Genomic DNA, 26,567 nt, shown 5'->3' with positions numbered 1-26,567 from the left:
AGAACGATCTGCTGTCTCTGTGGCGCGATATTATTCATATAACCCGTTAACGGGTCAAGTGTTTTCTTTAATGTTTTATAAAAAATCAAACATTAAAACGGAAATGCATGACGTCGCCGTCTTTCACAATGTAGTCTTTTCCTTCTAGACGCCATTTCCCAGCTTCTTTTGCGCCACTTTCACCCTGGTATTGAATGAAATCGTTGTAGGCAACAACTTCTGCGCGGATAAAGCCTTTTTCAAAGTCCGTGTGGATCACACCAGCGGCCTGTGGGCCGGTTGCGCCTTGTTTGACTGTCCATGCACGCACTTCTTTTACGCCCGCTGTAAAGTAGGTCTGAAGGCCGAGAAGCTCATAGCCTGCGCGAATGACGCGATCAAGACCTGGCTCTGTCATGCCCATCTCATCAAGGAATTCTTGCATTTCTTCTGCGTCTAGCTCAGAAATTTCTGCTTCAAGCTGATTACAGATAGGCACCACCATGGCGCCTTCTGCCGCGGCGATTTCACGCACTTGATCTAGGTGAGGGTTATTTTCAAAACCGTCTTCTGCCACGTTCGCAATGTACATGGTGGGTTTGGTTGTCAACAGGTGAAAAGATCTGACTTCTTTTTGTTGATCGTCAGACAATTTCATAGCACGCACAGGCAAGCCGTTTTCTAGGTGCTCTTTAATGCTTTCAAGAAAGGCTTTGTGGGCAATGGCGTCTTTGTTGCCGCTTTTGGCGTTTTTCGCGGTGCGGAATAATTGTTTCTCGATGGACTCTATATCAGCAAAGATAAGCTCTAGGTTAATGACTTCGATGTCTGATTTAGGGTCTACTTTATTTGATACATGGATGACGTTTTCGTCTTCAAAGCAACGAACAACATGAGCAATGGCATCTGTTTCGCGAATGTTGGCAAGGAATTTATTGCCCAGTCCTTCGCCTTTTGACGCGCCTTCTACAAGACCTGCAATATCAACGAATTCCATCGTGGTTGCTAGTGTGCGTTCAGGCTTCACGATTGCTGCGAGCGCATCTAAGCGAGGGTCGGGCATAGCAACGACGCCGGCATTGGGCTCGATGGTGCAAAAAGGGAAGTTTTCTGCGCCGATACCAGCTTTGGTAAGGGCGTTAAAAAGAGTGGATTTACCAACGTTAGGTAAGCCTACGATGCCGCAATTAAAACCCATAGTGAGATTCCTGAATGATTAAATGATTATGCTTTGAAGCTGTGTAATTGGTTCATAACAGCGTTTAGGTTGCCGCGTACGATGTCATCAACGTAGCGTAATGATTCGTCGATTGTCTGTTCTATTTTGCTGTAGTCATCTGGCGATGCTTTTTTAAGAACATAATTTGCGACTTGGCTGGCGTGTCCCGGGTGTCCGATACCGATGCGCAAACGACCAAACTCTCGGTTGTTTGCAAGCTTCGCTATGATGTCTTTTAGACCGTTATGGCCACCGTGACCGCCACCTTTTTTAAGTTTGACAGTACCAGGAGGGATGTCCAGTTCGTCATGGATGACAAGAACTTCTTCTGGAGGGATTTTGTAAAACTGACAAACCGCTTGAACGGCTTTGCCGCTTAAATTCATATAGGTGGTGGGAATAAGCAAATAGCATTCTTCACCAGCTATAGAAACTTTGCCAAATTGGCCTGAGAACTTCTTTTCAGAACGCAAAAGGCACTGGCTCTGACGAGCCAATGCCTCAACCCATTGGGCGCCTGCATTGTGACGAGTGTTCTCGTATTCGTTACCTGGATTACCCAGACCGACTAATAATTTGAAACCTGCCACAATGCTACCTTCAATGATCTTAACGTTTAGATTTGTCGATACGACCGATTGGTTGGTTGTGATCTTCGCCTTTAAGCAAAGCAATCAACTCAACGCCTTCTGGTAGTGTTGCATCAGATAGGTGGAAGATCTGACCAAGTTGGCCATTGATAGTATCAACGATCAATTCAGCAGGTAGGTTAGCTGGTAGGCAGCGAACTTCAGCCAGTTTCGCTTCAACAGTCAAACGACCGCCTTGGCTCTTAACGCCTTCACTTTTCGCAGCGTTGATGAAACTTAAAGGAACACGAGTTGTGATCACAGTGTTTTCAGCGATGCGCAATAGGTCCATGTGCATTACTGCACCAGTTGCTGGGTGGCGTTGAAGTGCTTTAACAAGTACTTTTTCAGCTTGGCCATCAACAGATACTTCAACAACACTAGTTAAGAAACCAGGTGTAGAAACAGCTTTAAGAACTTCGTTATCTTTTAGAGTAACGGATTTTGGTTCAACGTCGCCACCGTAGATGACAGCAGGCACTAGGCCTTCTTTACGAAGGCGGCGGCTCGCACCTTTACCTTCTTCAGTACGTGCAACGGCATTAATTGATAATGTCATGGTATTTTCCTAATTAATAATAAGTGGTGCCCAGAACTGCGACCCGTTCCGAGCGAAAGTGTTTGGCTTAGGCCCCAAACATGGCACTGATAGACTCTTCGTTGCAAACGCGACGAACAGCCTCCGCCATAATGTCAGACATCGACAATTGGCGTATTTGAGGGCAATTTTGCGCCTCTTGTGTCAATGGGATGGTATCAGTCACGACCAACTCATCAAGCACGGAATTTTTTACGTTTTCAATGGCTTTGCCAGAGAGAACAGGGTGTGTGCAATAAGCTAATACTTTTGCCGCGCCGTGTTCTTTTAGTGCTTTTGCCGCGGCACACAATGTACCTCCGGTGTCACACATATCATCGATAAGAACGCAGGTCTTGCCTGCAACATCGCCAATCAAATGCATAATTTGCGCTTCATTAGCGCGTGGACGACGTTTGTCGATGATCGCAAGATCGGCGTCATCTAATAGTTTCGCAAAAGCACGAGCACGGACAACACCACCAACATCTGGAGAAACCACGGCAATGTTTTCATGGCCTTGGCGCTGAAGATCATCCAGTAGTAGTGGGGTGGCATAGACGTTGTCGACTGGAATGTCGAAAAAGCCTTGGATCTGATCCGCGTGAAGGTCAACCGTTAATACTCGGTTAATGCCCACTGCAGAAATCATATCGGCAACCACTTTTGCGGTAATCGGTACGCGAGCAGAACGAACTCGACGGTCTTGGCGAGCGTAACCGAAATATGGAATCACCGCGGTAACTCGGGAAGCGGATGCTCGACGTAGCGCATCTGCCATCACGATTAATTCCATTAAATTATCATTACTAGGGGCGCACGTGGATTGGATAATAAAAACGTCTTTACCGCGGACATTTTCATTGATCTCGACCGCAATTTCTCCGTCGCTAAATTTACCTACGGTTGCATTGCCAATAGGTAGCCCTAAGCGGCGAACCACCCTGCGAGCGAGTTCAGGGTTTGCATTACCGGTAAAAACCATCAACTTGGACACTGTGTATACCCTTTGTATTTTATAACTATGAACATAGGTGGCTGACGTAGTGCGCTAATAACATGCGAATTACGCTTTGTTTTTCTCGATCCACTGATTTAATGCAGTATGAGTCGGGGAAAGGTTACAGCCTTGGCAAACCCAAGCTTGCCATTTTTCAGGTGTAGACGCTCTTAGTCGCTCAGCGTCTTGACGATTATGAAACGTTAAAAAGAGGCAGGCACCGGTCCCGGTCAGTTTGGCGTCACCGTGATTTTTAAGCCACAAATACGCGTCATTTACTTCAGGATTGTGCTTTATTACCACGTTTAAACAATCATTACGCCCGCCCAGCGTTAAGGCGTGCGATATTTTGATGGGAGGGGTGTCTCTTGTCAAATGTTTATCGGTAAATATTTGACCAGTTGAGACGTGGCAATCGGGTTTTATGATTAAAAAATACGGGGTCTCTAGCTCGACGGGTTGGAGTTGCTCACCCACACCTTGAGCAAACGCCGATGTACCCATGACAAAAACAGGCACATCGGCTCCTAACTGAAGCCCTAAATTGGCTAGCGTTTGTAAAGAAAGGCCGCATTGCCATAAGGTGTTTAGGGCGAGTAAAGTCGTGGCCGCGTTGGAGCTTCCTCCGCCAATGCCTCCACCCATAGGTAATTGTTTTTCTAGAACAATATCGACACCATGATAAGCATATTTGCGATAAGGTTTGAGCAGTTCTGCCGCTTTAAAAATCAGATTATCAGATGTCGGCAGAGTAGGAATATCAGGTGATATGCTCACACTATCTTGTTCGTTTATATCAAAGGTTAAGGTGTCGCAAAAATCAGTCAGTTGAAAAAGCGTTTGCAGGTCATGGTAGCCGTCACTACGCTGACCGGTAATGTGCAAAAAAAGGTTCAATTTCGCCGGTGAAGGGAGTTTCATAGAATTTACTGAATAGTCCATTGGGTGATTATTAAATTAACGCGATAGGGTGGGCGAGAAACTTGCATTTTTTGTGGCAAAGACAAGCCGCGGATGTTGGAAAATTTCTGATAAGAAATGGTCCAGCCATCTTGTGTGATTTCTTCCGGCAATTCACTGTTTTGTGATTTTTTTACTGTGCTTGGGGTGTTGGGGTAGGGTAATCCTCGGATCCAATAGGTTACTTGGCGGACTGGAAATTGCCACCCCAAGCGTTGCTTAAGAAGTTGTTCGGCATCATAACCTTCTGCTTTTTGGTCTTCGTAGGCCAATACCACTTTACCGTCTTTGCTTTTGCTTAATTCTGTACTGCCCTGCCCAAATGGGCCGTAAATGCGTAAATCAAATGTGTTTGGGCTGTGCTGCCAGTTAAAATTCCCAGACACGGCGTCGTGTTCTGTTCGAATCCCAACACGGCCTTCGGCTTCCCATTGTTTGATGGTGCTAACGCTAGAAGGCGGCGGTGTTTGTACCTGTGGTTGACTGGTACAAGCCGCCAATAGCGTTGTCAGCAATGCCAATAAGGTAACGCGAAAAAACATCATTGATTGTCCTTAATAGTGTTGTCTAGAAGAGAAGGGGAAAGTCTCTTTATGGTTTCTAATAATAAACTGTTCTGAGGGCTTTCTTTAAGCGCTTTTTCCCAGATATAGGCGGCTTGGTTATGGGCCTTTTGTTGCCATAAAACCTCGCCGTAATGGGCTCCGATTTCAGCGTCTTGTAATGTGTTCCATGCTTTTTTTAGATAAAAAGAAGCGCTGGTTAATTTGCCTTGTAAAAATAACCCCCACCCTAAGCTGTCAATAATAGCAGGATCTTCTGGGTCTTGTTGGTAGGCTTCTTCGATATAGTGCATCGCTTCATCGATGTTTTTAGTGCGCGTTAATAGTGTATAACCTAAAGCGTTAAGGTATTGAGCGTCTTGCGGCTTTTTGTCTAATAAATGCTTTAAATCTGCGATGGTGTTTTGCCAATTGCCCATGCTGTCTTCAAGCAGTGCTTTACGATAACGCAAGGCGTCAGAGTGTGGATACGCTGTTAGCGCATCGTTTAACAGCGCTAATGATAAATCATTGTGCTGTTTCTCTTCGTGTAAGCGGCAAATGCTCGTGACGACTTCAGGGATGTGCTCTCTGTGCGTTCGATTGAGCACCATGCTATTGATTTCGTTTTCCCTATGCTCGTCATAAAGCCACAAGGCTATTTGGCTGGTGGCGTGAGTGTTGAGGACGCCAGACACCGTTTTCATTTCTTTAATGGCTTGGGGCTTTTCTCCCATATCAGAAAGGGCGGTTGCGATTAAATAACCGACTTGGTTCTCAAGACCGTATTTATTTTCCGGTAATGCTCTCAACGTCGTTAAGGCTGTCTTTGGGTGCCCAGTGGCAATGAGTAGGTTGCTAAAGGTAATGCCAGCTTGGGTGTGATCTGAGTGTGTGAGAGCGGTGTTTTGGTAACTTTTTACGGCCTTTTTAATTTCCCCAGAGTGTACTAAAAACTCCAATAATGGTGTGAGTAGGCGAGTGCTTCGAGGGAAGTGCGACAATCCTTTTTCCAACGTGGATATGGCGCTTTTTTGGTTTCCTAATTGATCTTGGCTATAGGCAAGAAGGAGGTATAAAGGCTCAGTGTCGGTTGTTTTTTTGTTGGCTAATAGTGCTTTGGTGGTCTGGATTGTGGTTTTGTAATCGCCAGCACTGAATTGCACCCGTGCATCGCTTGCCTTAACTGAAAGGTTATTGTGGTAGCTGTCTGGCAATTGCGCCAAAGTGCGGGTGACGGTATTGATCAAATCCGTGTTGCGAATGTTTTTATCAATATAAAGAGGTAAAAAATGAACCGAAACGCCCTTATCAATGATTGAGCTTAGTAGTGCGGTCGCTTCGTCAGGGCGATGAGATTGCAACAGCATCTGTAATTTCAGTGCATAGGCTTGTTCGTTAAAAGGATCAATGGAAATAAGCAAGTTAGTGCTTTTTTCGATGTTTATATTGCTCTGACTGGCGGCTGAAATCTGCATAAGTCGCTCAGCTAGATGTTCATCACGTGTTTTCTTAACGAGCTGATAAAATGGCTGAAACGCTTTGCTTGGTCCCTCTCTTTGCAGTGTGAACTCTGCTTCTAAGAGAGCCTCAATTTGATCGTTTGGGTTCTTTGTTGCGCTTATGTTTGGTGCTGTTTTTTGTGGTTTGGCTGGGGTGTCTGCGGGTTGAGGTGTTGAACTGCAGCCAAATAAAGCAGCCGAGCTTAAAATAAGGAAAAGTGTGGCGGCCGATCTCATCGTAGGCGATTTTTTGTGGGCATAGGCAAAGGTGTGCAAATAAGATGGCATGTGCTTTCTCGATGCTAAATTCATATAAGCCTTATGATATCGTTAGCAGATAGGTTGTGTCAGTCATAACTATAAACTAATCCTATTACTTTTATTGATCCTATGGGGTGCGAAAATAAGCTAATTCCTCGTATAATGTGTCCTCTTTATGTAAAGGGCTGTACTGGAATGCTTATTCCTCTTACCCATGTCTTGAGATACCGATCCTTGAAAAGAGTTTCTTAATGTCGCTAATTACCGTGGGAGTCAACCACAAAACAGCCCCAGTATCGATTCGTGAGCGCTTAGCCTTTGCCCCAGAAAAAATGGTGGAGGCTCTGTCTTCTTTGGTGTCTGAGAAAAAAGCCAATGAAGCCGTAATTGTCTCTACGTGCAATCGGACTGAGTTATATTGCGCAATTGAAGATGGTCGCGATGTGGATGACGTTATCCGCTGGTTAGGGCATTATCATCAATTGGATTTCGATGATCTTAAGCAATATTGTTATACGCACTTTAATGATGACAGTGTTCGTCATGTGATGCGTGTGGCGTCAGGATTGGATTCTCTTATTTTAGGTGAGCCGCAAATTTTAGGGCAGGTTAAGTCTGCTTATGCGGTTTCTCAAGAAGGCGAGTGCATAGGCCCTGAATTGCGCGCCTTGTTTCAGCGTACCTTCTCGATCGCCAAGCGCGTCCGCACAGACACCGCGATTGGTGAAAACCCTGTCTCGATTGCGTTTGCCGCCGTGAGCTTAGCGCAACGCATTTTTGCCGATATTCGACAAAATACAGCCTTGTTGATTGGCGCAGGGCAAACCATAGAATTGGTTGCTCGTCATTTAAAAGAGCAAGGTGTTAAGCGAATCATAGTGGCCAACAGAACCTTAATGCGTGCAGAAACCTTAGCCAATGATTTAGGCGCCGAAGCCATCATGCTGGGTGATATCGGCGATTATCTTGCTCAGGCAGACATTGTTATTTCATCGACAGCGAGCCAGTTACCTATCATAGGCAAAGGAATGGTTGAGCGTGCAACCTCTAAGCGCCGCCATAATCCTATGTTGCTAATCGACATCGCGGTGCCTAGGGATATTGAACCAGAAGTAGAGGAAGTGAAAGACGCTTACCTTTATACCGTTGACGATTTGCATTCAGTGATTGAAGAAAATGTGCGAGCAAGGCAAGATGCCGCCAAAGCCGCAGAGTTAATTATTGAAGAAGGGGTCGACTCTTATCGTCGCACCCTAGAATCCCGTAAAATGTCTGACCTAATAGTCACTTACCGACATTCTGCAGAAGACATAAAAGACATTGAGTTGGCGAAAGCGATGAAAAGCTTAGAGTCCGGCCAATCCCCTGAGCAAGTGATCAATAAACTCGCGCATGGGCTGATGAATAAATTGATCCACGCTCCCACTCGTTATCTCAGAGAGGCGGGTGCGGATGCGGATCAACACGGATTAACCATTGCCGCAACTGTATTGGGCATTAATGAAGATAAAGATAATTAAAAATGAAAGATTCGATAAAGTTTAAATTAGAGAGTTTGTCTGATCGTTATGATGAATTAGCGGCACAGTTAAGTGAAGCTGAGGTCATCATGGATCAGGATTTATTTCGTGCTTACTCAAAAGAGTACGCAGAATTAGAGCCAGTGGTTAAGTGCTTCAATGAATATCAGCAAGTTGTTGAAAATATCGAAGAAGCCGAGTTGATGATGACGGATTCCGACCCGGATATTAAAGAGATGGGTGTGGAAGAAATGAAAGCAGGTCAGCAGCAACAAGAAGCGCTGCAGCTTGTTTTGCAGAAGCTATTGTTGCCTAAAGACCCTAACGATTCACGTAACGTGTTCTTAGAAGTTCGAGCCGGAACCGGCGGTGATGAAGCGTCTATTTTCTCTGGTGATTTGTTCCGCATGTATTCGCGTTACGCAGAAACTCAACGCTGGAAAGTAGAAATTGTCAGTGCCAGCGATGGCGAGCATGGCGGTTACAAAGAAGTCATTGCACGTATTGTTGGTGAAGGTGCTTATTCTAAGCTTAAGTTTGAATCGGGTGCACACCGCGTGCAACGTGTTCCTGCAACGGAATCTCAAGGCCGCATTCATACCTCGGCTTGTACTGTCGCTGTGATGCCAGAAATGGACGAAGTGGCGGATATTGCGATAAACAAAAGCGATTTACGAGTCGATACTTTCCGTGCCTCTGGGGCGGGTGGTCAGCACGTAAACAAAACCGATTCTGCGATTCGTTTGACGCATATTCCAACCGGTGTTGTGGTTGAGTGTCAGGAAGAGCGTTCACAGCATAAGAACCGCGCGAAAGCGATGTCTTTGCTTGCGTCTCGCTTATTAGCAGCGGAGCAAGATAAAGCCGCTAGCGAGCAATCTGAAGCGCGTAAATCATTGGTGGGTAGTGGTGATCGTTCTGAGCGAATCCGTACTTATAATTACCCGCAAGGCCGTGTAACCGACCACCGTATTAATTTGACCTTATACAAACTGGACGAAATTGTTGCTGGGGATTTAGATGTATTGATCAATCCTCTAGTGAATGAGTTCCAAGCAGAGCAACTTGCAGCGTTGAGTTCAGACAATTAATTTTGTGTAAATGGCTGACATCATAGGGTTATGATCGCATATGCGAATTGACGAATTACTAAAAGGCGCTTACGAGCGCCTTACTTTTGTGTCGGATACGGCTCAGTTGGATGCGCAGCTTTTGTTGGCGCATGTGTTAGGAGTAACAACGGCGTATTTTTATACCTGGCCGGATAAAATATTAGAGCACTCATCGATTGCTGAGTTTGAGGCGCTGCTCCAGAGGCGTGAGCAAGGTGAACCGATCGCTTATATTATCCGCCATCAGGCTTTTTGGACGCTGGAGCTGGAGGTGGCGGAATGCACCTTGATTCCCCGTGCAGACACTGAGCGTTTGGTTGAGGTGGCTTTGGCGTTAATTGATCCAATGGCCGCCAATTGTGTGCTGGACTTAGGGACTGGCACTGGCGCCATTGCGCTCGCTTTAGCTGCAGAAAGTCCTTCATCCTCTGTGACAGGCATTGATTTTAATGAAGAGGCGGTGGCTTTAGCTAGGCGTAATGCAAAGCGAAATCAGCTGGATGTTGAGTTCATGCAGAGCAGTTGGTTTGATCAATTAGACGCCTCTAATCAGTTTGATTTGATCGTCTCCAATCCGCCTTATATTGACCCTGATGATGAGCATTTATCACAAGGTGATGTCCGCTTTGAGCCAAGGAGTGCCTTGGTTGCGGAGCAGCAAGGGTTAGCGGATATTCTGCATATTATTGCTTGTGCGCCGAGCTATTTAAGCGAAGCCGGTTACCTTGTTTTTGAGCATGGTTATGATCAAGGTGCTGCGGTGCGTTCTGCGTTTTTAGCACAAGGTTATACGGACGTGAAAACCTACCAAGATTTGGGCGTTAATGACCGTGTTACTCAAGGTCGTAAGCCTGTAAAGGGGTAAGTTAGCGAGGAATAAAATGCGTGATGCAAAGAGCATCACGCAACCTGAAGGTGTTATTTTTGTGGCTGTGCGCTTTCGGGACGAACAAAAATAGGTTCATGTTTGGTTGAGCGCTCAGCATCATAGCGATAGCCCGCCAAATCAAAGCGTTTTAACTCTTCTAAGGTTTCGCAGCGATTCTCAATCAGGTAGCGAGACATTAAACCACGCGCTTTTTTAGCATAAAAACTAATCACTTTGAATTGACCGTTCTTTTCATCTAGGAAATTTGGGCTAATCAATGTGCTCTTGAGGCGCTTGGTATTTACGGCCTTAAAGTATTCATTTGACGCTAGGTTAACCAACAGTTCGCCTTCACTTAATTCACTGTTTAGAGAATCCACAATGGTGTCTCCCCAAAACTGATACAAGTTGCTGCCGTTTGCATTTTCCAGTCTGGTTCCCATTTCTAAGCGGTAGGCTTGCATTAGATCTAGGGGTTTTAGCAGGCCATATAAGCCACTCAAAATTCTTAAATGCCCTTGTGCATAGGCGATATTGTCAGCGCTTAAAGAATAAGCGTCGAGACCCGTATATACATCGCCCATGAAGGTGTAGATCGCAGGGCGACTATTGTGTGTTGAGTGTGATTTTTCCCAGGCGTGATAACGCTCCACATTGAGTGTGGCTAACTTGTCGCTGAGTTTCATTAGTGATGCAATTTGCGCAGGTGTGTACGGTTTTATCGTGTCAATCAGTTGTTGAGACTGTTCTAAGAAGCGCGGTTGACTAAATTCATTTACGCTCGGCGTGGACGTTGTATCCAGTGTTTTTGCTGGTGATATTAAGAATTTCATAAGGCTTCCATCGGCTCAATTGTTGCGTTTGTTAAAGATTATCCATAGAGTGTCGATAGATATCTAGAGGATGCTGCAATAGAGATAGGTTATGAATGATAATCTGATACCTTTTCCGAACATTAAGCGAGTGATAAACGTCCCTTCAGAGGAAGCTGTTTGTAACAGTGAACTTGTTGAATTGAGGGAGGCTTTTGATCGTGCCCGAGCACAGTGGCCGATTGAAATCGCAGAATTGCCCGAAGAAAATAAGATTTACTCCCATAATAAAAAATAATCATGTGACAAGCTTTGTTTAGCGCTTGTCTGCCAAGGATGTCTTTTACATGTTCGCTTTTCTTATTCGCCACTCGTTGTTGTGTATGTTTTTGGCGGCCATTTTAGGTTTTGTGTTCCCTTCATTATCACTTAGTGTGTTTCCTTTTCTTCCCTTAGTGTTGTTTTTCCTGATGACGCTGACCTTGCTTGGTATTAAACAAGCGGAGTTAATCATTAGGCTCCGAAATAGAAAAATTTGGTTGTATTCCAGCTTACATGCGATCTTTTACATGCTTTTTATTGGTCTTATCGGCTGGTTGTTCTCGGCAAATGCCTCATTGCAATTGGCCATGGTGGCTGTGGCTGCAACGGGGTCGCTGTTTGCGACGCCAGCGATTGTAAGAGCGCTAGGGTTTGACAGTGTAGAAGCCATGGCGATGACCATTGCAACAACCTTATTGCTGCCATTGGTGATTTTTGTGACCTTGCTGATTTACCAAGGCGATAGTGTTCACCTTGATCTAGTGGCGTATTTTTTACGATTAATTATTTTTGTCTTTGGTCCGATGGCCTTTTCGTTTCTGGTGCATGCGATTGCGCCACGAGAAGCGCTTGACCGAATGTTGGTGAAAATCTCTCCTTATACGATTTTGTTGGTGTTTGCTTTTCCTTTTGGTTTGATCGGAAGCTTTAGAGTGCTGTTTGATCAGGACCCAATGGCAGCGCTAAACTATTTATTGGTCGCGATGGGCTTATGCGCCCTGTTCTTTAGTGTGTCTTTGCTGGTCTATTGGCGATCAGGAAAAGAAATCGCCTTAACGGCAGCGATAACATCAGGCAACCGAAATGTCTTGTTAACTTACAGTATTGCTGGCGCGCTATTAGGGCCAGCATTCCTTCCCTTGGCAGGCGCGTTGCAATTGCCAACCTCCCTTTTACCGGTGATTACCCGCTGGTTAAACAAAAAACTATAGTGTTTCTTTTTTGATTGGCTGGCATTCATCACACGCCAATATGGCGCTTTGGTGAGTGGTGCAATCATGTCCAGTGACAGCATCCGAGAGTTGCAAGTTGTCTCGCTAGAATTGCATGAACTTGTGGTGCGTTTTAAATAGCGTTTAAAGACAAAAAAGGCCGTTTACTTGAGAGAGTAAACGGCCTTTTTATTGAGTGAACGTTATTGAATGAACGCGTTAGTGCTCTTGTGGTAAGGGCAGTGCTTTTAGTCTATCGCTGGCTTGGTTAAGGCTAACCATCATAATGTCTTGGCTGGCTTTTATGTCGCCCATGGCTTTGAGTAAACGACTAAGTTCAGCAAGGGCTTCACTTTGGCTGTCCAAGGAGAAAGCGTGTTCGTAATAGTCTTTGGCTTTTCCCCAAAGGCGAAGGGACTGACTCAAGCGGCCACACACCAGTAATAGGTTGGCGCTGTGGGGCTCTTTTTTCAGCCAGCCTTCACAATTGGCTAACAGTTTCTTAGGCGCCAATTCGCGTAGATTGCCGTATTCATAAATCAACGCCTCTGACCACTTGTTGTTTAGGCTGTGGCGAATGAAATGCTCCGCTTTCTCTTCGTCATTAAAGCTAATGAGCGTTTGGGCGTAAAGCTGACGCATGTGATCGTCTTGAGATAAGGTGTCCAATTTGTTCCAGAGTGCTTCTACGTCTGCAACCAAGTCTTTGTTGCTTTCCCCTAACTTATTGCGGAAATTGATTTTGTTTAACAGAGCCCAAAAGGCATTACGCTCGATTTCGAGCATGTTGTCGTTATCAAAAATCCCTTCTTTCTTAAGTGTTGGAGTGAGCTCGAACAAGGCGTCCCAATCTTTTAATTTGGTGTAAACCGAAACCAGCATTTTAAGAATCTGTCGGTGTTTCGGCTTGAGCTTTTGCAAACGAAGCAAGGAGGCGAGTGCGCCTTCGTAGTGACCTTGTCTCATTTGTATTTGGCTTTGCGCAAAGCCAATGGCAAATTCGGCTTCAGGCGTTGACTGATGAGCGGTTCTTAGCAGTGTTTTAGAGCGCTCATGTTCGTCTTGCTCACTGGCCGCGTAAGCGGCACCAATGTAGTTAATTAACGGATAAGACACGTTGTTCGCGCTGTTTGTGAGCAGTTTTTCGGCTTTTCGCCAGTTTCCGCCCACCAGTTCAAGCATGCCTCGAATGGTGTTTTTGGTGGCGCGTTTTGTGGCAAGGCTATCGGTGAGTTTAGACAGTGAATTGCTAGGGCGTAATAATACAAAGAGAATACGCTTAACCCAGCTAAGCACAAAGAGGGTGATGATAATGGCGACAACCAAAACCCATAGACTTGTTTCGAGTGTCACACCATTATAGGCGATCAGGACATAGCCACTGTCTTGGCGCATCAATAGACCTAATACGCCGCCAATGGCCATCATGATCACCAGTACGAAGAGGAGTTTTCTCATGCTCCTGCTCCTTGCACTGGACTTTCAGTGCTGTTTTGTTCTGTTTCATTAGAAGGCGCAGCAGCCTCGCTCGATTCACTGGGTTGAACTTGCTCTTCTTGATGTTCCGATGTCGGACGAGCATTCCACTCTTTCATCATTTCCTTCATGGCATTCAGTGAGGCTCTTGGCTGTGGTAGCTCAGGCGCTGGGTTAACTTGCTGCAATGAGGTCAGGCTGGTCATAAATGCAATGACGTTTTGAGAGCGTGTATCAAAGTGTGCGGTAATGGCGTCTGCGACTCGGGACAAGGCTTTTTGATAAATTGACGATTCGCCTTTTACTAAAGCCACTTGCGCGACGTCAATTTGTAACTGTAAGCCTGTGACTAACTCTTGATACTCGGCTGGTGGTAGTAAGGTTTTAATGGGTTTGTGGTTGTAGTTAATAACAACCAGTGACTTGATGGAGTCCCATAAGCTTGCCAGTGTGCTAGTGACTTTTGAAGAGGCTTGATCCAGTTTGCCTTGCGGGGCTTCTTGTGTGCTTTCTTGCCATTTTTTAGAAGGTTCTCTTTGTGGCAATTGGCCAACTTGATCGTACAAGGCGCCCAATTGTAGGTAGCGGCCTTCAACGTCAAAATGGCTGGTGGATTTTAGCGCTTGAATGTCTTTTGCAATGGCTTTACGGGCGCTAAAAAAGAGAGGGTCTTCAAGTGCAGAAAGAATATCATCGGCATTGGAAAGCAGTGTTTCTGCCCCTGTAAGGTCAGCCTCTAGTAGGACTCTTTGGTTGGCTAGACGTACTAGGTATTCCGCTTCAGCCAGTTTCCAGTCCTCTTTATTCGCGCTGTTTATTTTACGTACGCGGTTCTCAAGTGCCTGCAGTTGCGTTTGCTGCTTGGTTTGTTGTGCTTGCAATGAGGCGGCTTGTTCGCGAGTGTTTTGCTCTGCTTGGGTGACTTGGTCGGATAATTGTACGAGTTGGCTGTGTGTTTGATTGCGAGCCTTAAACTCTGTATTTACCTTGTCTTGCTGGCTTTTTAAAAGCGCAAGCTGAGCTTGAGTGTTGCTTTGTTGGCTCTGGTAAAACAGCCATCCGCTTGTCCCTAATGCAATAATAGAAATGACCAGAGAGGCGGCTATTAGCGTTCGATGCATAGTGACGGGCGCTTGATTTTGGGTGTTGTGATTGTTTGACGGTTCCGTTGTCATTGTTGGAGAATCTTCGCTATTAGCTACATCGTGTTCTGAAGTGTGCTTATTAGTCTCTATCATTCTGTTGTCCTGTGTGAAGTTCCGTCGCCGTTATTAGACTAGCGTCATCTGCACCGTTTGCGCAAATAGCATTATGCCAGCCCATGGTCTTCGCCAAAGCGTTCACTCGTTCGCTTGGCGTTAGAAGTAATAGTGATTTAAAGCTGGGTTTGAATTGCTCAATGTAGCTGTTAAGGTTTATCAAGCTTTCACCACTGGTTGCCCATATTAAATGAATATCGGGTAATAAGGCGAAAGTTTGGGCGTGGTAAACAGGCTTTTTTCTTTCATAGAGAGAAAGGTACTGTACGTGAGCGCCTCTTTTCTCTAGTTGTTCTCCGAGTTCTGGTCGTCCGCCTTCCCCTCTTACTATGAGTACTTTCTGATGGCGCATTTTTACCGGTTTAAGCCATTCTAATAACGCTTCCGTAGTGTGCCCAGGATTGGTTATCGCGGGAATGTTTTCAGCTCGCAATGTTTCTGTTGTGCCTTTTCCTATGCCTATCCAATGAGTATTCACGGGTAACATAGGCCAGCAGTCATCCAGCCATTGTGCGGCGGCTCTTGCTGCATTTTTGCTGACAAAAATAACATACTGAAATTCATCAATGTTAAAAATTTGTGAGCGAATGGCCGCCACTTTATTTGCTTCACTTATCGGAACAATCTCTAGCATAGGCAGAGACACGCCATGAAATCCTTGCTCAGTTGCGCGTTCACAACTGAGGGTGTTTTCTGGCTCAGGCCGAGTGATTAGTATGTTTAATTTACTCACCGGTGTTATTTGCCTTTCATCGCGTGTGGGTTGTTATTGATAAATAGAAGCAAGAATGCGATCTGCTCCTTGTTGTAACAAGTCGTCAGCGAGTTGAACGCCTAATGATTTAGCGTCGTGTTTGTGTCCTGAGATCTCACTGGTGATCATGGTTTTTCCATCAGGGCTGCCAACCAAGCCACGGACAAATAACTGATCGTCATTGAGCGTTGCAAAACAAGCGATTGGGGCTTGGCATCCGCCATTTAAACGTTCGTTAATGGCGCGTTCAGCCGTCACTCGAATGGCGGTTTCTTCATGTTGCAATGGGGCGAGTAACGCCACTGTGTCCTGGTCGTCAGAGCGACATTCAATACCCATAGCGCCTTGGCCACCGGCTGGCAAGCTGACTGTGTCGGGAATTCTTTGCTGGATGCGGTCTTGCATCTCTAGGCGTATTAGCCCTGCCGTGGCCAAAATAATGGCATCGTATTCGCCTGCGTCTAGTTTTCTTAGGCGAGTGTTTACATTGCCTCTAAGGTCTTTTACGACTATGTCTGGTCTGTGCATACGCAGTTGGCAAGAGCGTCGTAAACTGGAGGTACCGACAACACTGCCAGCAGGCAAGTCTGCTGCAGAGGCAAAGTGGTTGGAGACAAAAGCATCGGTTGGGTCTTCGCGTTCACAAATAACAGCAAGACCTAAGCCATCTGGAAAAGCCATAGGCACGTCTTTCATGGAGTGCACAGCAATGTCCGCACGGCCATCCAATAACGCCGTTTCTAACTCTTTAACGAAGAGTCCTTTGCCACCAATTTTTGAGAGCGGTGAATCTAAAATTTGATCGCCTTTGGTTGTCATGCCAAGCAATTCGACTTTGAGGTTTGGGTAGAGCGATTCTAATTGAGCTTTTACCGTATTGGCTTGCCATAAAGCGAGTTGGCTTTCGCGGGTAGCGATCACGATTTTATCTTTCACATTATCTCCTAGTAAGGCGTCGGAAGAAAAAGCATTCTTCGTTGAGATTTATGGCCTTAATCATACTCGTTAAGCGGTGGGTCGTCATCCTTCCACGCTTTATAAGTGGCGGCGCTTAAGGTACTCTTGGCAGCTGTTTGAATTTGTGTGGGAACTGATTGAATGACTGATACTACTAAAACCACGAACCAGCAATGGGGTGGTCGCTTTTCCGAACCTGTAGATGCTTTTGTTGCTCGTTTTACAGCGTCTGTTGAGTTTGATCAACGAATGGCGAAACAAGACATCCAAGGCTCTATCGCGCACGGCACCATGCTCGCAAGCGTAGGGGTTTTGACAGACGATGAGCGTGATCAGATTATTCAAGGTTTGACCGAGATAGAAGAAGAAATCGCACGTGGTGAGTTTCAATGGTCGATCGAGCTAGAAGACGTTCATATGAACATCGAAGCGCGTTTGACTCAAAAAATTGGCATTACCGGCAAAAAACTTCATACCGGTCGTTCTCGAAATGATCAAGTGGCGACAGACATTCGTCTTTACATGCGCGATGAAGTGGATTTCTTGCTAGAAGAAGTCACTCGCCTGCAGCAAGGCATTTTGAGTCTTGCTGAAAAAGAAGCGGCGACTATTATGCCTGGCTTTACGCACTTGCAAACGGCTCAGCCAGTTACGTTTGGTCACCACCTAATGGCGTGGTATGAAATGATGCAACGTGATTACGAGCGTTTAGTTGATTGCCGTAAGCGTATTAATATTCTGCCATTGGGTGCTGCGGCACTTGCTGGTACCACGTACCCAATCGATCGTAACATGACGGCAGAATTGCTGGGCTTTGAACGTCCAACTTACAATTCTTTAGACTCTGTTAGTGATCGTGATTTTGCCATCGAATTTACTTCTGCTGCCTCTATTATCATGATGCACATGTCTCGCTGGGCTGAAGAAATGGTGATGTGGGCGTCTGCGCAATTTAACTTCATCTACTTACCTGATCGTTTTTGTACAGGTTCGTCGATTATGCCGCAAAAGAAAAACCCAGATGTACCTGAACTAGTTCGCGGTAAAACGGGTCGTGTTTATGGGCACCTAATGGGGTTGTTAACCCTAATGAAGTCTCAATGTCTGGCATACAACAAAGACAACCAAGAAGACAAAGAGCCCTTATTTGATACGGTCGATACTTTAAAAGGTTCGTTGCGTGCCTTTGCAGACATGATTCCAGCGATCGAATCTCGTAAAGAGCACATGTATGAAGCTGCTCGTCGTGGCTTTTCTACCGCAACAGACTTGGCCGATTATTTGGTTCGCCAAGGCGTGGCGTTTCGTGATGCTCATGAAGTTGTTGGTAAAGCAGTGGGGTATGGCGTTAAAGAAGGTAAGGATTTATCAGAAATGACGCTTGAAGAGTTACAGTCATTCGGCGACATGATTAAAGCGGACGTATTTGATGTGTTGACCCTAGAAGGCTCCGTTGCTGCGCGTGATCACATTGGTGGTACTGCGCCAGCGCAGGTTCTTAAAGCGGTCGCTCGAGCAAAGCAAGAGTTAGCGGCGCGTTAAGCGATAGAGTAGACAAACCCAATAAAAACGGCGCATCGAATGCGCCGTTTTTTTATTTCTCTAAGGTAAAAGGAGACTCTGGTCCGAGCAATTCATTGGTGAGCATGCTTGGGCTAATATTGAGCTCAAAATGGAAGGATTTGTCTTTGAGTCCGCAGCCATCAAACACGATTGCCCAGCTGTCTTTGCTCGGGTCTTTCGGCATTCTCCAGCAAACCCCTTTGATGTTTACATAGCGGGTGCCATCAGCGTCTTCTGTTATTGGGTAGCTTATTTCTCGCTTTGTGCCTTTCAAATAGTCTTTTTGAGCTTGCTTAGAGGCGGCGATTTTCTTTTGCAATTCTGCAGAAAAAATTTCTCTGGTCGCGTTAGAGTCTGCCGCAGGGGACAAGGAAAAATGAGACAGATCCAGTAATGAGGATTTGGTCGATATGTCGCCTGTTTTTTCTGTGTCTGCGTCTTGATCTGTTTTGACATCGTCCGCTGACGGGGCGACTTGAGCGGTGATATTTCCTTCGCTATTAATGTGCGGTCGATTCGGGGCCGGGTTTTCGCCTGACACCTTGTCAGTCGCGTTAGGGTTTGAAGAAGTGGTAGGGACGGTAGGCGCTGTCTCCTTGGCGGTTTCATCGCTCACAGAGGTGTTTTTTTGTGTTGTCTCATCACTTGTCTGGTTTGGTTTGTGGACAAATGTCACTTCAAGTTGCGGCTGAGCAGGCGTTTCTTTAGCTTGCCAGAGGGTGAACCCTCCGTAAATGTTGAGCAAAGTGATGATAATGATATGAAGGGCAAGGGCGCTGACGAGTGCGATCACCCACGGTGGTATGTATGGTTTGCTTTTCATAATCAAAGCGTAAGTTCGCTGACCCTTTAAATAATGAGGTTTATTTAAATCATTACCTATCTACCTTGATGTGATTATCGAAAATTCAAGGTGGGAGGGATTCTTTTATTGGTAAAGAATATTATTTTAAATGCCGCTCTAGGGTTGGGAAACACCTAGCCTACAAGTATACTGTAAGCATCAAAAATTGAAGAGATTAAGACGATGTTTAAATGGTTTTCAGTACTTATTTTGGTTGTGTTCCTAACGGCCTGTGGCAACAAAGGTCCTCTTTACTTGCCAACTGATAAGGCTGCACCACAACAAGAATCGTCTGCTAACTGAGGATCCCCTTTTGGACTTTTTTAACTATAAAAATCAGGTTTTGCAGGCAGAGAACGTTGCTTTAACAGACCTAGCGCAAGAATATGGCACGCCTTGTTATGTTTACTCGCGAGCGACGTTAGAGCGTCATTACTCAGCGTATGCTGATGCCTTTGCTTCTCACCCAACATTAATTTGTTATGCCGTAAAAGCCTGTTCAAACATTGCGATTTTGAATGTGCTTGCGCGCTTAGGGTCTGGCTTCGATATTGTTTCCGTTGGTGAATTGGAGCGCGTACTGAAAGCGGGCGGCGACCCTGCCAAAGTAATGTTTTCAGGGTTAGGCAAGCAAGCGGTAGAGATGCGTAGAGCGCTTGAAGTGGGAATACATTGCTTCAATGTAGAATCTGAAGCGGAATTGTACCGACTTGATCAAGTGGCTGGCGAGATGGGGGAAATTGCCCCTGTGTCGTTACGTGTAAACCCAGACGTGGACGCAAAAACACACCCGTATATTTCGACAGGCTTGAAAGAAAACAAGTTTGGCATTGATATCAAAGACGCCGTTCGCATTTACCAAATAGCGCACAAGCTGCCAAATCTAAATGTGATGGGTGTGGATTGCCATATCGGCTCTCAATTGACAGAGCTAAAGCCTTTCCTAGATACCTTCGATCGTTTGATTGGTTTGGTAGACGAGCTTTCTGCTGTTGGCATCGAAATCAAGCACCTTGATTTAGGAGGTGGTTTAGGGGTTCGTTACCGTGATGAAGTGCCGCCAGAACCTGCTGAATACGCTCAACTTGTGTTGGAAAAAGTGAAAGGTCGCAATGTGACGCTGGCATTTGAACCTGGCCGCTCAATTGCCGCTAATGCTGGCCTATTAGTAACTCAAGTTGAGTTTCTAAAGTGCACGGCACACAAAAACTTTGCCATCATTGACGGTGCCATGAACGATTTGATTCGCCCGTCTTTGTACAGTGCTTGGATGGATATTGTGCCAGTGTCATTGGCGCCAACGCCAGAAGGTAGCCGCAGTTATGACTTGGTGGGGCCTATTTGTGAAACAGGAGATTTCCTGGGTAAAGATCGCGAATTAGACATTCAGGCAGGGGATTTATTGGCAGTTCGTTCCGCGGGCGCTTACGGCTTTACTATGTCTTCTAACTACAATAGCCGAAATAGAGCGGCTGAAGTCATGGTGGATGGTGATAAAACGTATCTTATACGCGCTCGTGAAACAATAGAGCATCAATTAGCCGGCGAGCAAGTATTGCCCGACTAAGGAGTCTATTGTGTTATTGAAATTTACTAAAATGCACGGTTTGGGTAACGATTTTATTGTTGTCGATGCGGTGTCACGCAAAGTGTTTTTTAATCAAAAACAAATTCAGCGTTTAAGTGATCGCAACTTTGGTATCGGCTTTGATCAATTATTGATGGTTGAGCCGCCGACAAATCCAGACATGGATTTTCGCTACCGTATTTACAATGCGGACGGCTCTGAAGTTGAGCACTGTGGTAACGGTGCGCGCTGCTTTGCTAAATTTGTATTGGACCGAGAGTTAACCAATAAGCACATTATCAACGTGGAAACGAAAGGTGGCCAAATCCAGCTTCGTGTTGTTGATGGTGGCTTAGTAACGGTCGACATGGGAATGCCAAGCTTCGAGCCTAAGACATTGCCCTTTATCGCAGAGTCCTCTGAGTCATTGTATACGCTTGAGGCTGGTGGCCAAGATTATGAGATCACGCCGGTATCGGTTGGCAACCCGCACGCTGTTTTACGTGTTGACGCTTTGCGTGACGAAGAAGTCTCAACAGTTGGTGCCCTGATAGAGTGTCATGAACGTTTCCCACAGAAGGTCAATGTTGGCTTTATGCAGGTGCTAAATGAAGAGGAAATTAATCTTCGTGTTTATGAGCGTGGTGCTGGTGAAACACAAGCGTGTGGCACAGGTGCTTGCGCCGCGGTCGTTGCAGGTATTAAGCAAGGTTGGTTAGGGCCTAAAGTGACCGCGCATTTACGCGGTGGAGACTTACATATTGAATGGCAAGGTGAAGGCCACCCTATTCTTATGACAGGTCCTGCAGAAAAAGTCTTTGAAGGACAGATCTACCTATAGAGGTGTTATGAACGAAGCGGAAGTTATTCAGTATCTATCAGATAAACCGGATTTTTTTGTTAAGAATCCCGAGTTGTTGGAAAGCTTAACGCTTCCGCACCCCGTTCATGGGCGTGTTGTTTCTTTGCTTGAATATCAGGTCGATTTATTAAGAAAATCCACGGCGGATTATCGTCGTGAATTTGATCGCCTGATTGATGTGGCTCGTGAAAATGAAGCCATCATGCAGAAGACACGTCGTTTCATTTTGGCTGGACTAGAATGCCACACATTGGATGAGTTTGCGGTCGTCATCGATGACATGGTGCGAGATGACTTTGCGGCGTCTCGGCATGCATTTGTGTTGTTTGGCGATGCTCAAGATTCCGCGATACGTTGTTGCTCTGCTGAAGAGGTCGTTACTCATCTTGCGACCATCCCAAAAATGAAGCAGTCCGCTTGTGGGGTCTTGTCTAAAAAAGAGCTTGCCTATTTATTTCAAGAAGACGCTTCTGACATTCAGTCTCATGCTGTAATGCCGATTATGTCTATTGATAAGGGGAAAAAGCACGCGATTGGCGTTTTGGTGCTTGGAGCCTCGTCCAAAAATACCTTTGCTAAAAAGAAAGAAAACTTGTTTCTAGAGCACATAGCCGAGTTATTAAATGTCTTAATTCAAAGGCTTTCCTCATGAAAAAAGTCGTCGCGTTTGATCTGGATAACACATTGTGGGATGTCGATCCTGTTATTGTGAGAGCAGAGTATGCAATGGAGTCTTGGTTTGAGGAGCGTTTTCCTGGCTTTGATGCGCGTTACCCTTTTGCGGTGCGACAAGAAATACGCAAAGCGTTAATTGTCGAGCAACCTTCTTTGCTGGCGAATATTTCAGCGGCTCGCTATGAAGTTTATAAGGCGGCATTAAAGCAATTTGGTTTGCCAACGGAAGAGGCAGATTCTGTGGCGCAAGCTGCTCTATCGTATTTTTCTGAGTGGCGCCAAAAAGTCGATTTATACCCGCACGTAAAAGAAGTGTTAGAAGGTCTCCAGTCTGATTACTCATTGATCGCGATTACTAACGGCAATGCCGATGTATTTCATCCTTATGTTGGTATTGGGCATTATTTTGATTTTGCGATTCGTGCCGATCAAGTGGGCGTTGCCAAGCCAGACAGCAAGTTGTTTGAACTGGCCGCAGACAAAGCTGGCGTTTCAGTAGAGCGTATTGTGCATATCGGTGACCATCCTATTGATGATGTTGCAGGAGCGGCTAGAGCGGGCATCAAAAGTATTTGGTTTAACCGACATGGGGCTCGACGCTGGGACGATCAGTGGTCTTTGCGCTCTGATATAGAGGTGCATTCTATATTGGAGTTGCCGGAAGCGGTCCGTTTACTGCTTCCATAGTGTTTTTCTATTACCTTAGTAGGTGGAACTCATTTTTACCCAAATAGTTTAGTGTTACACTAGGCTCATTCATTAGTTAAAACTGATTTTAAGGAAAATTTTATGGGTGATAATACTGTTCACATTACCGACGCTCAATTCTCAGAAGAAGTACTGAATTCTGATGTGCCTGTTATTGTTGATTTCTGGGCTCCTTGGTGTGGTCCTTGTAAAATGATTGCGCCAGTGTTGGAAGATGTTGCTGCTGAATTTGCAGGCAGAGTGAAAGTGGTTAAGTTGAACGTTGACGAAAACACTGAAACAGCACCTAAGTACAATGTTCGTGGTATTCCAACTTTATTGGTTGTGAAGGGCGGTGAAGTGGTTGCTACTAAAGTAGGCGCAGTTTCTAAGTCTCAATTGGTTGAATTCGTAAACGGCGCTATCTAATACTAGTTGTTCTGTTTATCTAAAAAAGCAGCCGGATGGCTGCTTTTTTTATGCCTGTTGTTTTTAACGGGCAATGTCTTTTCTTTAGAGATGCTCAGTCTTTAAGCAGTGCCAACCTTTGTGAAAACTCGGCAGAATTGGAGTTGGTTAGAGCGGCAACCACACCTTGTGCGTACGGTAAATATTTCTTTAAATCTGCTTTAGGCATGGGATCGTCATTAGGCAGTTTTACGGTCACTGGGTTTTTGTGGACACCATTCACCCTGAATTCGTAATGTAGATGTGGCCCTGTTGCCCAGCCTGTTTGGCCGACATAAGCGATGATGTTCCCTTGCTTTACTTTTTTACCTTTGCGCATGCCACGGGCAAAGCCTCGTAGATGAGCGTACAGTGTCTGGTAACCTTTTCCATGATTGATGATGACGACATTGCCATAGCCTTTTTGCTTGCCTGCAAAAGACACTTTTCCGTCTCCAGCTGCCTTGACTGGGGTGCCACTGGCGGCAGCATAATCTACCCCGCGGTGAGGGCGGCTGGTCTTGAAGATTGGGTGCAGTCGGTTTGGATTGAACTTGGATGAAATTCGAGTGAAGTCAACGGGCGTTCGGATAAAGGCTTTGCGCATCGCTAACCCGTCGGGCGTGTAATAGCTTGCCCCTTTATTTGTCTCATAGCGAATGGCTTGAAAGGTGCGTCCGTTATTGATGAACTGCGCGGCCAGAATGTTGCCATTAGCAATTTTTTCGCCGTCTAAAAACTTCTCTTCATATAGCAGGCTAAAACGATCGCCTTTTCGAATGTCGAGGGCAAAATCAATGTCCCAGCCAAAAATATTCGCCAGCTCAATGAGTAGCGGTTGGTCGATGTTCGCGTTCATTCCGTCTACGAATAATGAGTTATTAATAACCGCTTCTTTGTAGGTTTGAGATATGTCTGGGGTTCTGTTGGTTTCACCGCGTTCGAACTGATCATTTTTACGTTCGAAATCGATGCTTTGTAGTCGATTTAGCACCAGCTTAATGTGTTTGAGTGAACCAGATGGCTGTTCAATTGCAAATTCCAGGTGTTGTCCGGGTCTCATGCGCAATAAGCTTTTTTGCTTCTTGTCAGCGCTGGAGACTTTGTAAATATCGTTCGCAGATACCTGGTAGCTGGACAATACCTTGGACAATGAGTCGCCTTCTTTTATTTGTACTGAGTGCTTTTCAATAGTGAACTTGGGTCTAGGATTGGCAGTGAGAGAGGAGGCTGACGGTTTTGCGTTTGAATTATTTGACTGCTCATTTTCTCCTCCTTTATCAATAAGATAAGGCAGGCTATTGTGAGTGGCTTGATTGCTAATCACTTGAGTCTTAACGTTATTTAATGAGGAGGATCCACTTTCAAATAATGACAGCTCAGATTCTTTAATAACTTGCGGCGTTATGGTTAAAGAAATGTTTTGTGTGTCTTTTGATGCGCCTGTTGGAAAAGCAAAAAATACAATTGCAAGAAAGGCGCAGACAATGCCGATCAGTAAAAGATGCTTCGCTGGTATAAGTTTAGCCAAAATGAGTACCCAAAATTCTTTATTAAAGCCTTATAATCGTACCAACATTACTTTTATAATTGAATGCTTTAATAAAACTAACTTTCAGGAAATGGATCTAACAAATGACCGTAAGCAGTAACGACCTTTTAAACGACTTGCAAGCTCGTGGGCTTATCGCCCAAATGACGGCAGAAGAAGAGCTTAAATCTCATCTGGCTAGTGGCAGTCGTACGCTTTATTGTGGTTTTGATCCAACCGCGGATAGCCTACATCTAGGTCATCTTGTTCCGTTGCTTGTTTTGAAGCGCTTTCAAGATGCTGGCCACAATCCGATTGCCTTGGTTGGTGGTGCAACAGGGTTGATTGGTGATCCAAGCTTTAAAGCAGCAGAGCGCCAGTTGAATACTTCTGATGTTGTCGCCGATTGGGCAGAGAAGATTCGTGGCCAAGTAAGTCAATTTGTAAAATTTGATGATGTGCCAAACCCTGCGAAGGTTGTTAATAACCTCGACTGGGCAGGCGAAATGAGCATGTTGGATTTCTTGCGAGACATTGGCAAACATTTTTCTGTTAATGCCATGATCAACAAAGAGTCGGTACAACAGCGTCTTAATAGAGAAGGTTCTGGTATTTCATTCACTGAATTCTCATATGCTTTATTACAAGGTATGGACTTCGCTGAGCTTAACCGCACTTATGATTGCACCATCCAAGTGGGGGGCAGTGATCAGTGGGGTAATATAGTCGGAGGTATTGATTTATCTCGTCGTCAAAACCAGTCTCAAGCCTTTGGTTTAACCGTTCCCCTGGTAACAAAATCGGATGGCACGAAATTCGGAAAAACAGAGTCTGGTGCGGTTTGGTTAGACCCTGCTAAAACCAGTCAATATGCTTTTTATCAATTCTGGATGAATACGGCTGACGCTGATGTTTATAAATTTTTGAAATTTTTCACTTTCTTAAGTCTTGAAGAAATTGATGCGATTGAAAAAGCAGACCAAGAAAGTACCGGCAAGCCTGAAGCTCAGTCTATTTTGGCTCGTGAAGCGACTAAATTGGTTCATGGTGAAGAAGGGTTGCAAGCGGCAGAGCGTATTACAAAAGCCTTGTTTAGTGGCCAAGCAGATGATCTAAGTGAGCAAGACCTAGAGCAAATTCAGTTAGATGGTTTACCGAGCAGTTCATTGCAAGGTATTGACCTAGCTGCCACGCCATTAACCTCTTTATTGGCTGATGCGGGATTGGCGGCAAGTGGTAAACAGGTAAAGGACGCATTGCAACGTAATTCTGTTGTGGTAAATGGCAAGGCCCAGGGCTTAGATAACAATATGGACGCGGCTAGTATTTTTGCTGCTGAAGACGGTTACTACAACAAGTACTTCCTAGTGAAATTAGGTAAGAAGAAGCATCACCTGTTCGTTCTGTAAGGTGACAAATGGGTTGTTGGATACAAAGGCGCTTCGGCGCCTTTTTAATTAATTTAAGAAAGTGTTAAAAAGTGCTTGCGCTAATTTTTTCAGAATGTATTATACGCACCCACTGACACGGACAACGACGCAAACAAGAGTTTGCCACTTAGCTTGCTAAGTAAGTCGACCGACACGTCAGACGCTCTTTAAAATAGATAATCAGATAATTTGTGTGGGCGCTCGCTGGAGTCTTCAGAAGATCATCGCCGTTCGGTTTACCGGAAGGTAGTTGATCAAAAAAATTGAAGTCTTACGAGAGT

Annotated in this window: 27 protein-coding genes; 13 read left to right on the top strand and 14 right to left on the bottom strand. The window is 45.3% G+C overall.

Annotation, left to right across the window (positions count from 1 at the left end; all coding sequences use genetic code 11):
• Positions 1-85 precede the first annotated feature (85 nt).
• The 7 genes from ychF to E0D71_RS14835 all read right to left on the bottom strand — a co-directional run bounded on the left by ychF (position 86) and on the right by E0D71_RS14835 (position 6,696).
• Positions 86-1,177, bottom strand: a complete 1,092-nt coding sequence (gene ychF / locus E0D71_RS14865) for a redox-regulated ATPase YchF (protein WP_133004105.1) — start codon at positions 1,175-1,177, stop codon at positions 86-88.
• 26 nt (positions 1,178-1,203) lie between these two features.
• Positions 1,204-1,788 carry an aminoacyl-tRNA hydrolase gene (gene pth / locus E0D71_RS14860; RefSeq protein ID WP_133004104.1) on the bottom strand — a complete coding sequence of 195 codons (585 nt, stop codon included), beginning with the start codon at positions 1,786-1,788 and terminating at the stop codon, positions 1,204-1,206.
• 19 nt (positions 1,789-1,807) lie between these two features.
• A complete protein-coding gene (locus E0D71_RS14855; RefSeq protein WP_133004103.1) occupies positions 1,808-2,386 on the bottom strand; it encodes a 50S ribosomal protein L25/general stress protein Ctc in 579 nt (192 codons plus the stop codon).
• A 67-nt stretch (positions 2,387-2,453) separates the two neighbouring features.
• Positions 2,454-3,401 (bottom strand): ribose-phosphate diphosphokinase, encoded by a 948-nt coding sequence (locus E0D71_RS14850; protein WP_133004102.1) that lies wholly within the window; start codon positions 3,399-3,401, stop codon positions 2,454-2,456.
• Positions 3,402-3,470: 69 nt separating this feature from the next.
• A complete protein-coding gene (ispE, locus tag E0D71_RS14845; RefSeq protein WP_243712042.1) occupies positions 3,471-4,325 on the bottom strand; it encodes a 4-(cytidine 5'-diphospho)-2-C-methyl-D-erythritol kinase in 855 nt (284 codons plus the stop codon).
• A gap of 5 nt (positions 4,326-4,330) precedes the next feature.
• A complete protein-coding gene (lolB, locus tag E0D71_RS14840) occupies positions 4,331-4,909 on the bottom strand; it encodes a lipoprotein insertase outer membrane protein LolB (protein WP_243712041.1) in 579 nt (192 codons plus the stop codon).
• Positions 4,906-6,696, bottom strand: coding sequence for a tetratricopeptide repeat protein (locus tag E0D71_RS14835; RefSeq protein WP_165943013.1), 1,791 nt, complete (start codon positions 6,694-6,696; stop codon positions 4,906-4,908). Before E0D71_RS14835 ends, lolB begins: the two co-directional genes overlap by 4 nt.
• A gap of 224 nt (positions 6,697-6,920) precedes the next feature.
• Here E0D71_RS14835 and hemA point away from each other — a divergent pair, with 224 nt between their 5' ends.
• The 3 genes from hemA to prmC are packed head-to-tail and all read left to right on the top strand — an operon-like array spanning position 6,921 to position 10,166.
• Complete coding sequence (gene hemA, locus E0D71_RS14830) at positions 6,921-8,189, top strand: glutamyl-tRNA reductase (protein WP_133004099.1); 1,269 nt, start codon at positions 6,921-6,923, stop codon at positions 8,187-8,189.
• A gap of 2 nt (positions 8,190-8,191) precedes the next feature.
• Positions 8,192-9,280, top strand: coding sequence for a peptide chain release factor 1 (prfA, locus tag E0D71_RS14825; RefSeq protein WP_133004098.1), 1,089 nt, complete (start codon positions 8,192-8,194; stop codon positions 9,278-9,280).
• Positions 9,281-9,320: 40 nt separating this feature from the next.
• A complete protein-coding gene (gene prmC, locus E0D71_RS14820) occupies positions 9,321-10,166 on the top strand; it encodes a peptide chain release factor N(5)-glutamine methyltransferase (protein ID WP_133004097.1) in 846 nt (281 codons plus the stop codon).
• Positions 10,167-10,219: 53 nt separating this feature from the next.
• On the opposite strand, the gene yaaA is transcribed toward prmC, so the two are convergent.
• The gene (gene yaaA / locus E0D71_RS14815) at positions 10,220-11,002 is read right to left on the bottom strand and encodes a peroxide stress protein YaaA (protein ID WP_133004096.1); all 783 of its coding nucleotides are present in this window, start codon (positions 11,000-11,002) and stop codon (positions 10,220-10,222) included.
• 91 nt (positions 11,003-11,093) lie between these two features.
• Between yaaA and E0D71_RS14810 the strand changes: the two genes are divergently transcribed.
• Positions 11,094-11,279: a hypothetical protein gene (locus E0D71_RS14810; protein ID WP_133004095.1), complete on the top strand. Its 186-nt coding sequence runs from the start codon at positions 11,094-11,096 to the stop codon at positions 11,277-11,279.
• A gap of 49 nt (positions 11,280-11,328) precedes the next feature.
• Positions 11,329-12,234, top strand: coding sequence for a hypothetical protein (locus E0D71_RS14805; protein WP_133004094.1), 906 nt, complete (start codon positions 11,329-11,331; stop codon positions 12,232-12,234).
• A 219-nt stretch (positions 12,235-12,453) separates the two neighbouring features.
• Here the strand turns inward: E0D71_RS14805 and E0D71_RS14800 are convergent, their stop codons facing one another.
• From E0D71_RS14800 to hemC, 4 genes are read right to left on the bottom strand one after another with little or no spacing between them, the layout of a single operon-like run.
• Entirely contained in the window at positions 12,454-13,692 is a 1,239-nt protein-coding gene (locus E0D71_RS14800; protein WP_133004093.1) for a heme biosynthesis HemY N-terminal domain-containing protein, read from the bottom strand.
• Positions 13,689-14,948: a uroporphyrinogen-III C-methyltransferase gene (locus E0D71_RS14795; protein WP_133004092.1), complete on the bottom strand. Its 1,260-nt coding sequence runs from the start codon at positions 14,946-14,948 to the stop codon at positions 13,689-13,691. Before E0D71_RS14795 ends, E0D71_RS14800 begins: the two co-directional genes overlap by 4 nt.
• The gene (locus E0D71_RS14790; RefSeq protein WP_133004091.1) at positions 14,935-15,702 is read right to left on the bottom strand and encodes a uroporphyrinogen-III synthase; all 768 of its coding nucleotides are present in this window, start codon (positions 15,700-15,702) and stop codon (positions 14,935-14,937) included. Before E0D71_RS14790 ends, E0D71_RS14795 begins: the two co-directional genes overlap by 14 nt.
• Before the next feature lie 33 nt (positions 15,703-15,735).
• Positions 15,736-16,659, bottom strand: a complete 924-nt coding sequence (hemC, locus tag E0D71_RS14785) for a hydroxymethylbilane synthase (RefSeq protein WP_133004090.1) — start codon at positions 16,657-16,659, stop codon at positions 15,736-15,738.
• A gap of 162 nt (positions 16,660-16,821) precedes the next feature.
• On the opposite strand from hemC, the gene argH reads away from it, so the two are divergent.
• Positions 16,822-18,222, top strand: coding sequence for an argininosuccinate lyase (gene argH / locus E0D71_RS14780; protein WP_133004089.1), 1,401 nt, complete (start codon positions 16,822-16,824; stop codon positions 18,220-18,222).
• Positions 18,223-18,274: 52 nt separating this feature from the next.
• On the opposite strand, the gene E0D71_RS14775 is transcribed toward argH, so the two are convergent.
• The gene (locus tag E0D71_RS14775) at positions 18,275-19,066 is read right to left on the bottom strand and encodes a hypothetical protein (RefSeq protein ID WP_133004088.1); all 792 of its coding nucleotides are present in this window, start codon (positions 19,064-19,066) and stop codon (positions 18,275-18,277) included.
• Between the two features lie 204 nt (positions 19,067-19,270).
• Here E0D71_RS14775 and E0D71_RS14770 point away from each other — a divergent pair, with 204 nt between their 5' ends.
• The 6 genes from E0D71_RS14770 (at position 19,271) to trxA (ending at position 23,307) form a co-directional block, all read left to right on the top strand.
• Entirely contained in the window at positions 19,271-19,390 is a 120-nt protein-coding gene (locus E0D71_RS14770) for a lipoprotein (RefSeq protein WP_133004087.1), read from the top strand.
• A gap of 10 nt (positions 19,391-19,400) precedes the next feature.
• The gene (gene lysA / locus E0D71_RS14765; RefSeq protein WP_133004086.1) at positions 19,401-20,654 is read left to right on the top strand and encodes a diaminopimelate decarboxylase; all 1,254 of its coding nucleotides are present in this window, start codon (positions 19,401-19,403) and stop codon (positions 20,652-20,654) included.
• A gap of 10 nt (positions 20,655-20,664) precedes the next feature.
• The gene (gene dapF / locus E0D71_RS14760) at positions 20,665-21,495 is read left to right on the top strand and encodes a diaminopimelate epimerase (protein ID WP_133004085.1); all 831 of its coding nucleotides are present in this window, start codon (positions 20,665-20,667) and stop codon (positions 21,493-21,495) included.
• A 7-nt stretch (positions 21,496-21,502) separates the two neighbouring features.
• A complete protein-coding gene (locus E0D71_RS14755; RefSeq protein WP_133004084.1) occupies positions 21,503-22,168 on the top strand; it encodes a DUF484 family protein in 666 nt (221 codons plus the stop codon).
• Positions 22,165-22,878: an HAD family hydrolase gene (locus E0D71_RS14750; protein ID WP_133004083.1), complete on the top strand. Its 714-nt coding sequence runs from the start codon at positions 22,165-22,167 to the stop codon at positions 22,876-22,878. Before E0D71_RS14755 ends, E0D71_RS14750 begins: the two co-directional genes overlap by 4 nt.
• A gap of 102 nt (positions 22,879-22,980) precedes the next feature.
• Positions 22,981-23,307, top strand: coding sequence for a thioredoxin TrxA (gene trxA / locus E0D71_RS14745; RefSeq protein WP_133004082.1), 327 nt, complete (start codon positions 22,981-22,983; stop codon positions 23,305-23,307).
• Positions 23,308-23,401: 94 nt separating this feature from the next.
• On the opposite strand, the gene E0D71_RS14740 is transcribed toward trxA, so the two are convergent.
• A complete protein-coding gene (locus tag E0D71_RS14740) occupies positions 23,402-24,856 on the bottom strand; it encodes a peptidoglycan DD-metalloendopeptidase family protein (RefSeq protein WP_133004081.1) in 1,455 nt (484 codons plus the stop codon).
• A gap of 104 nt (positions 24,857-24,960) precedes the next feature.
• Between E0D71_RS14740 and tyrS the strand changes: the two genes are divergently transcribed.
• Positions 24,961-26,265, top strand: a complete 1,305-nt coding sequence (gene tyrS / locus E0D71_RS14735) for a tyrosine--tRNA ligase (RefSeq protein ID WP_133004080.1) — start codon at positions 24,961-24,963, stop codon at positions 26,263-26,265.
• Positions 26,266-26,567 lie beyond the last annotated feature (302 nt).

Origin of the sequence: Marinomonas sp. KMM3893, assembly GCF_004352855.1 — a bacterium.
In the GTDB taxonomy this organism is placed as follows: Bacteria; Pseudomonadota; Gammaproteobacteria; order Pseudomonadales; family Marinomonadaceae; genus Marinomonas; species Marinomonas arenicola.
The sequence above is the reverse complement of the archived record's forward strand: the minus strand, read 5'-3'. Positions and strand labels throughout refer to the sequence as shown.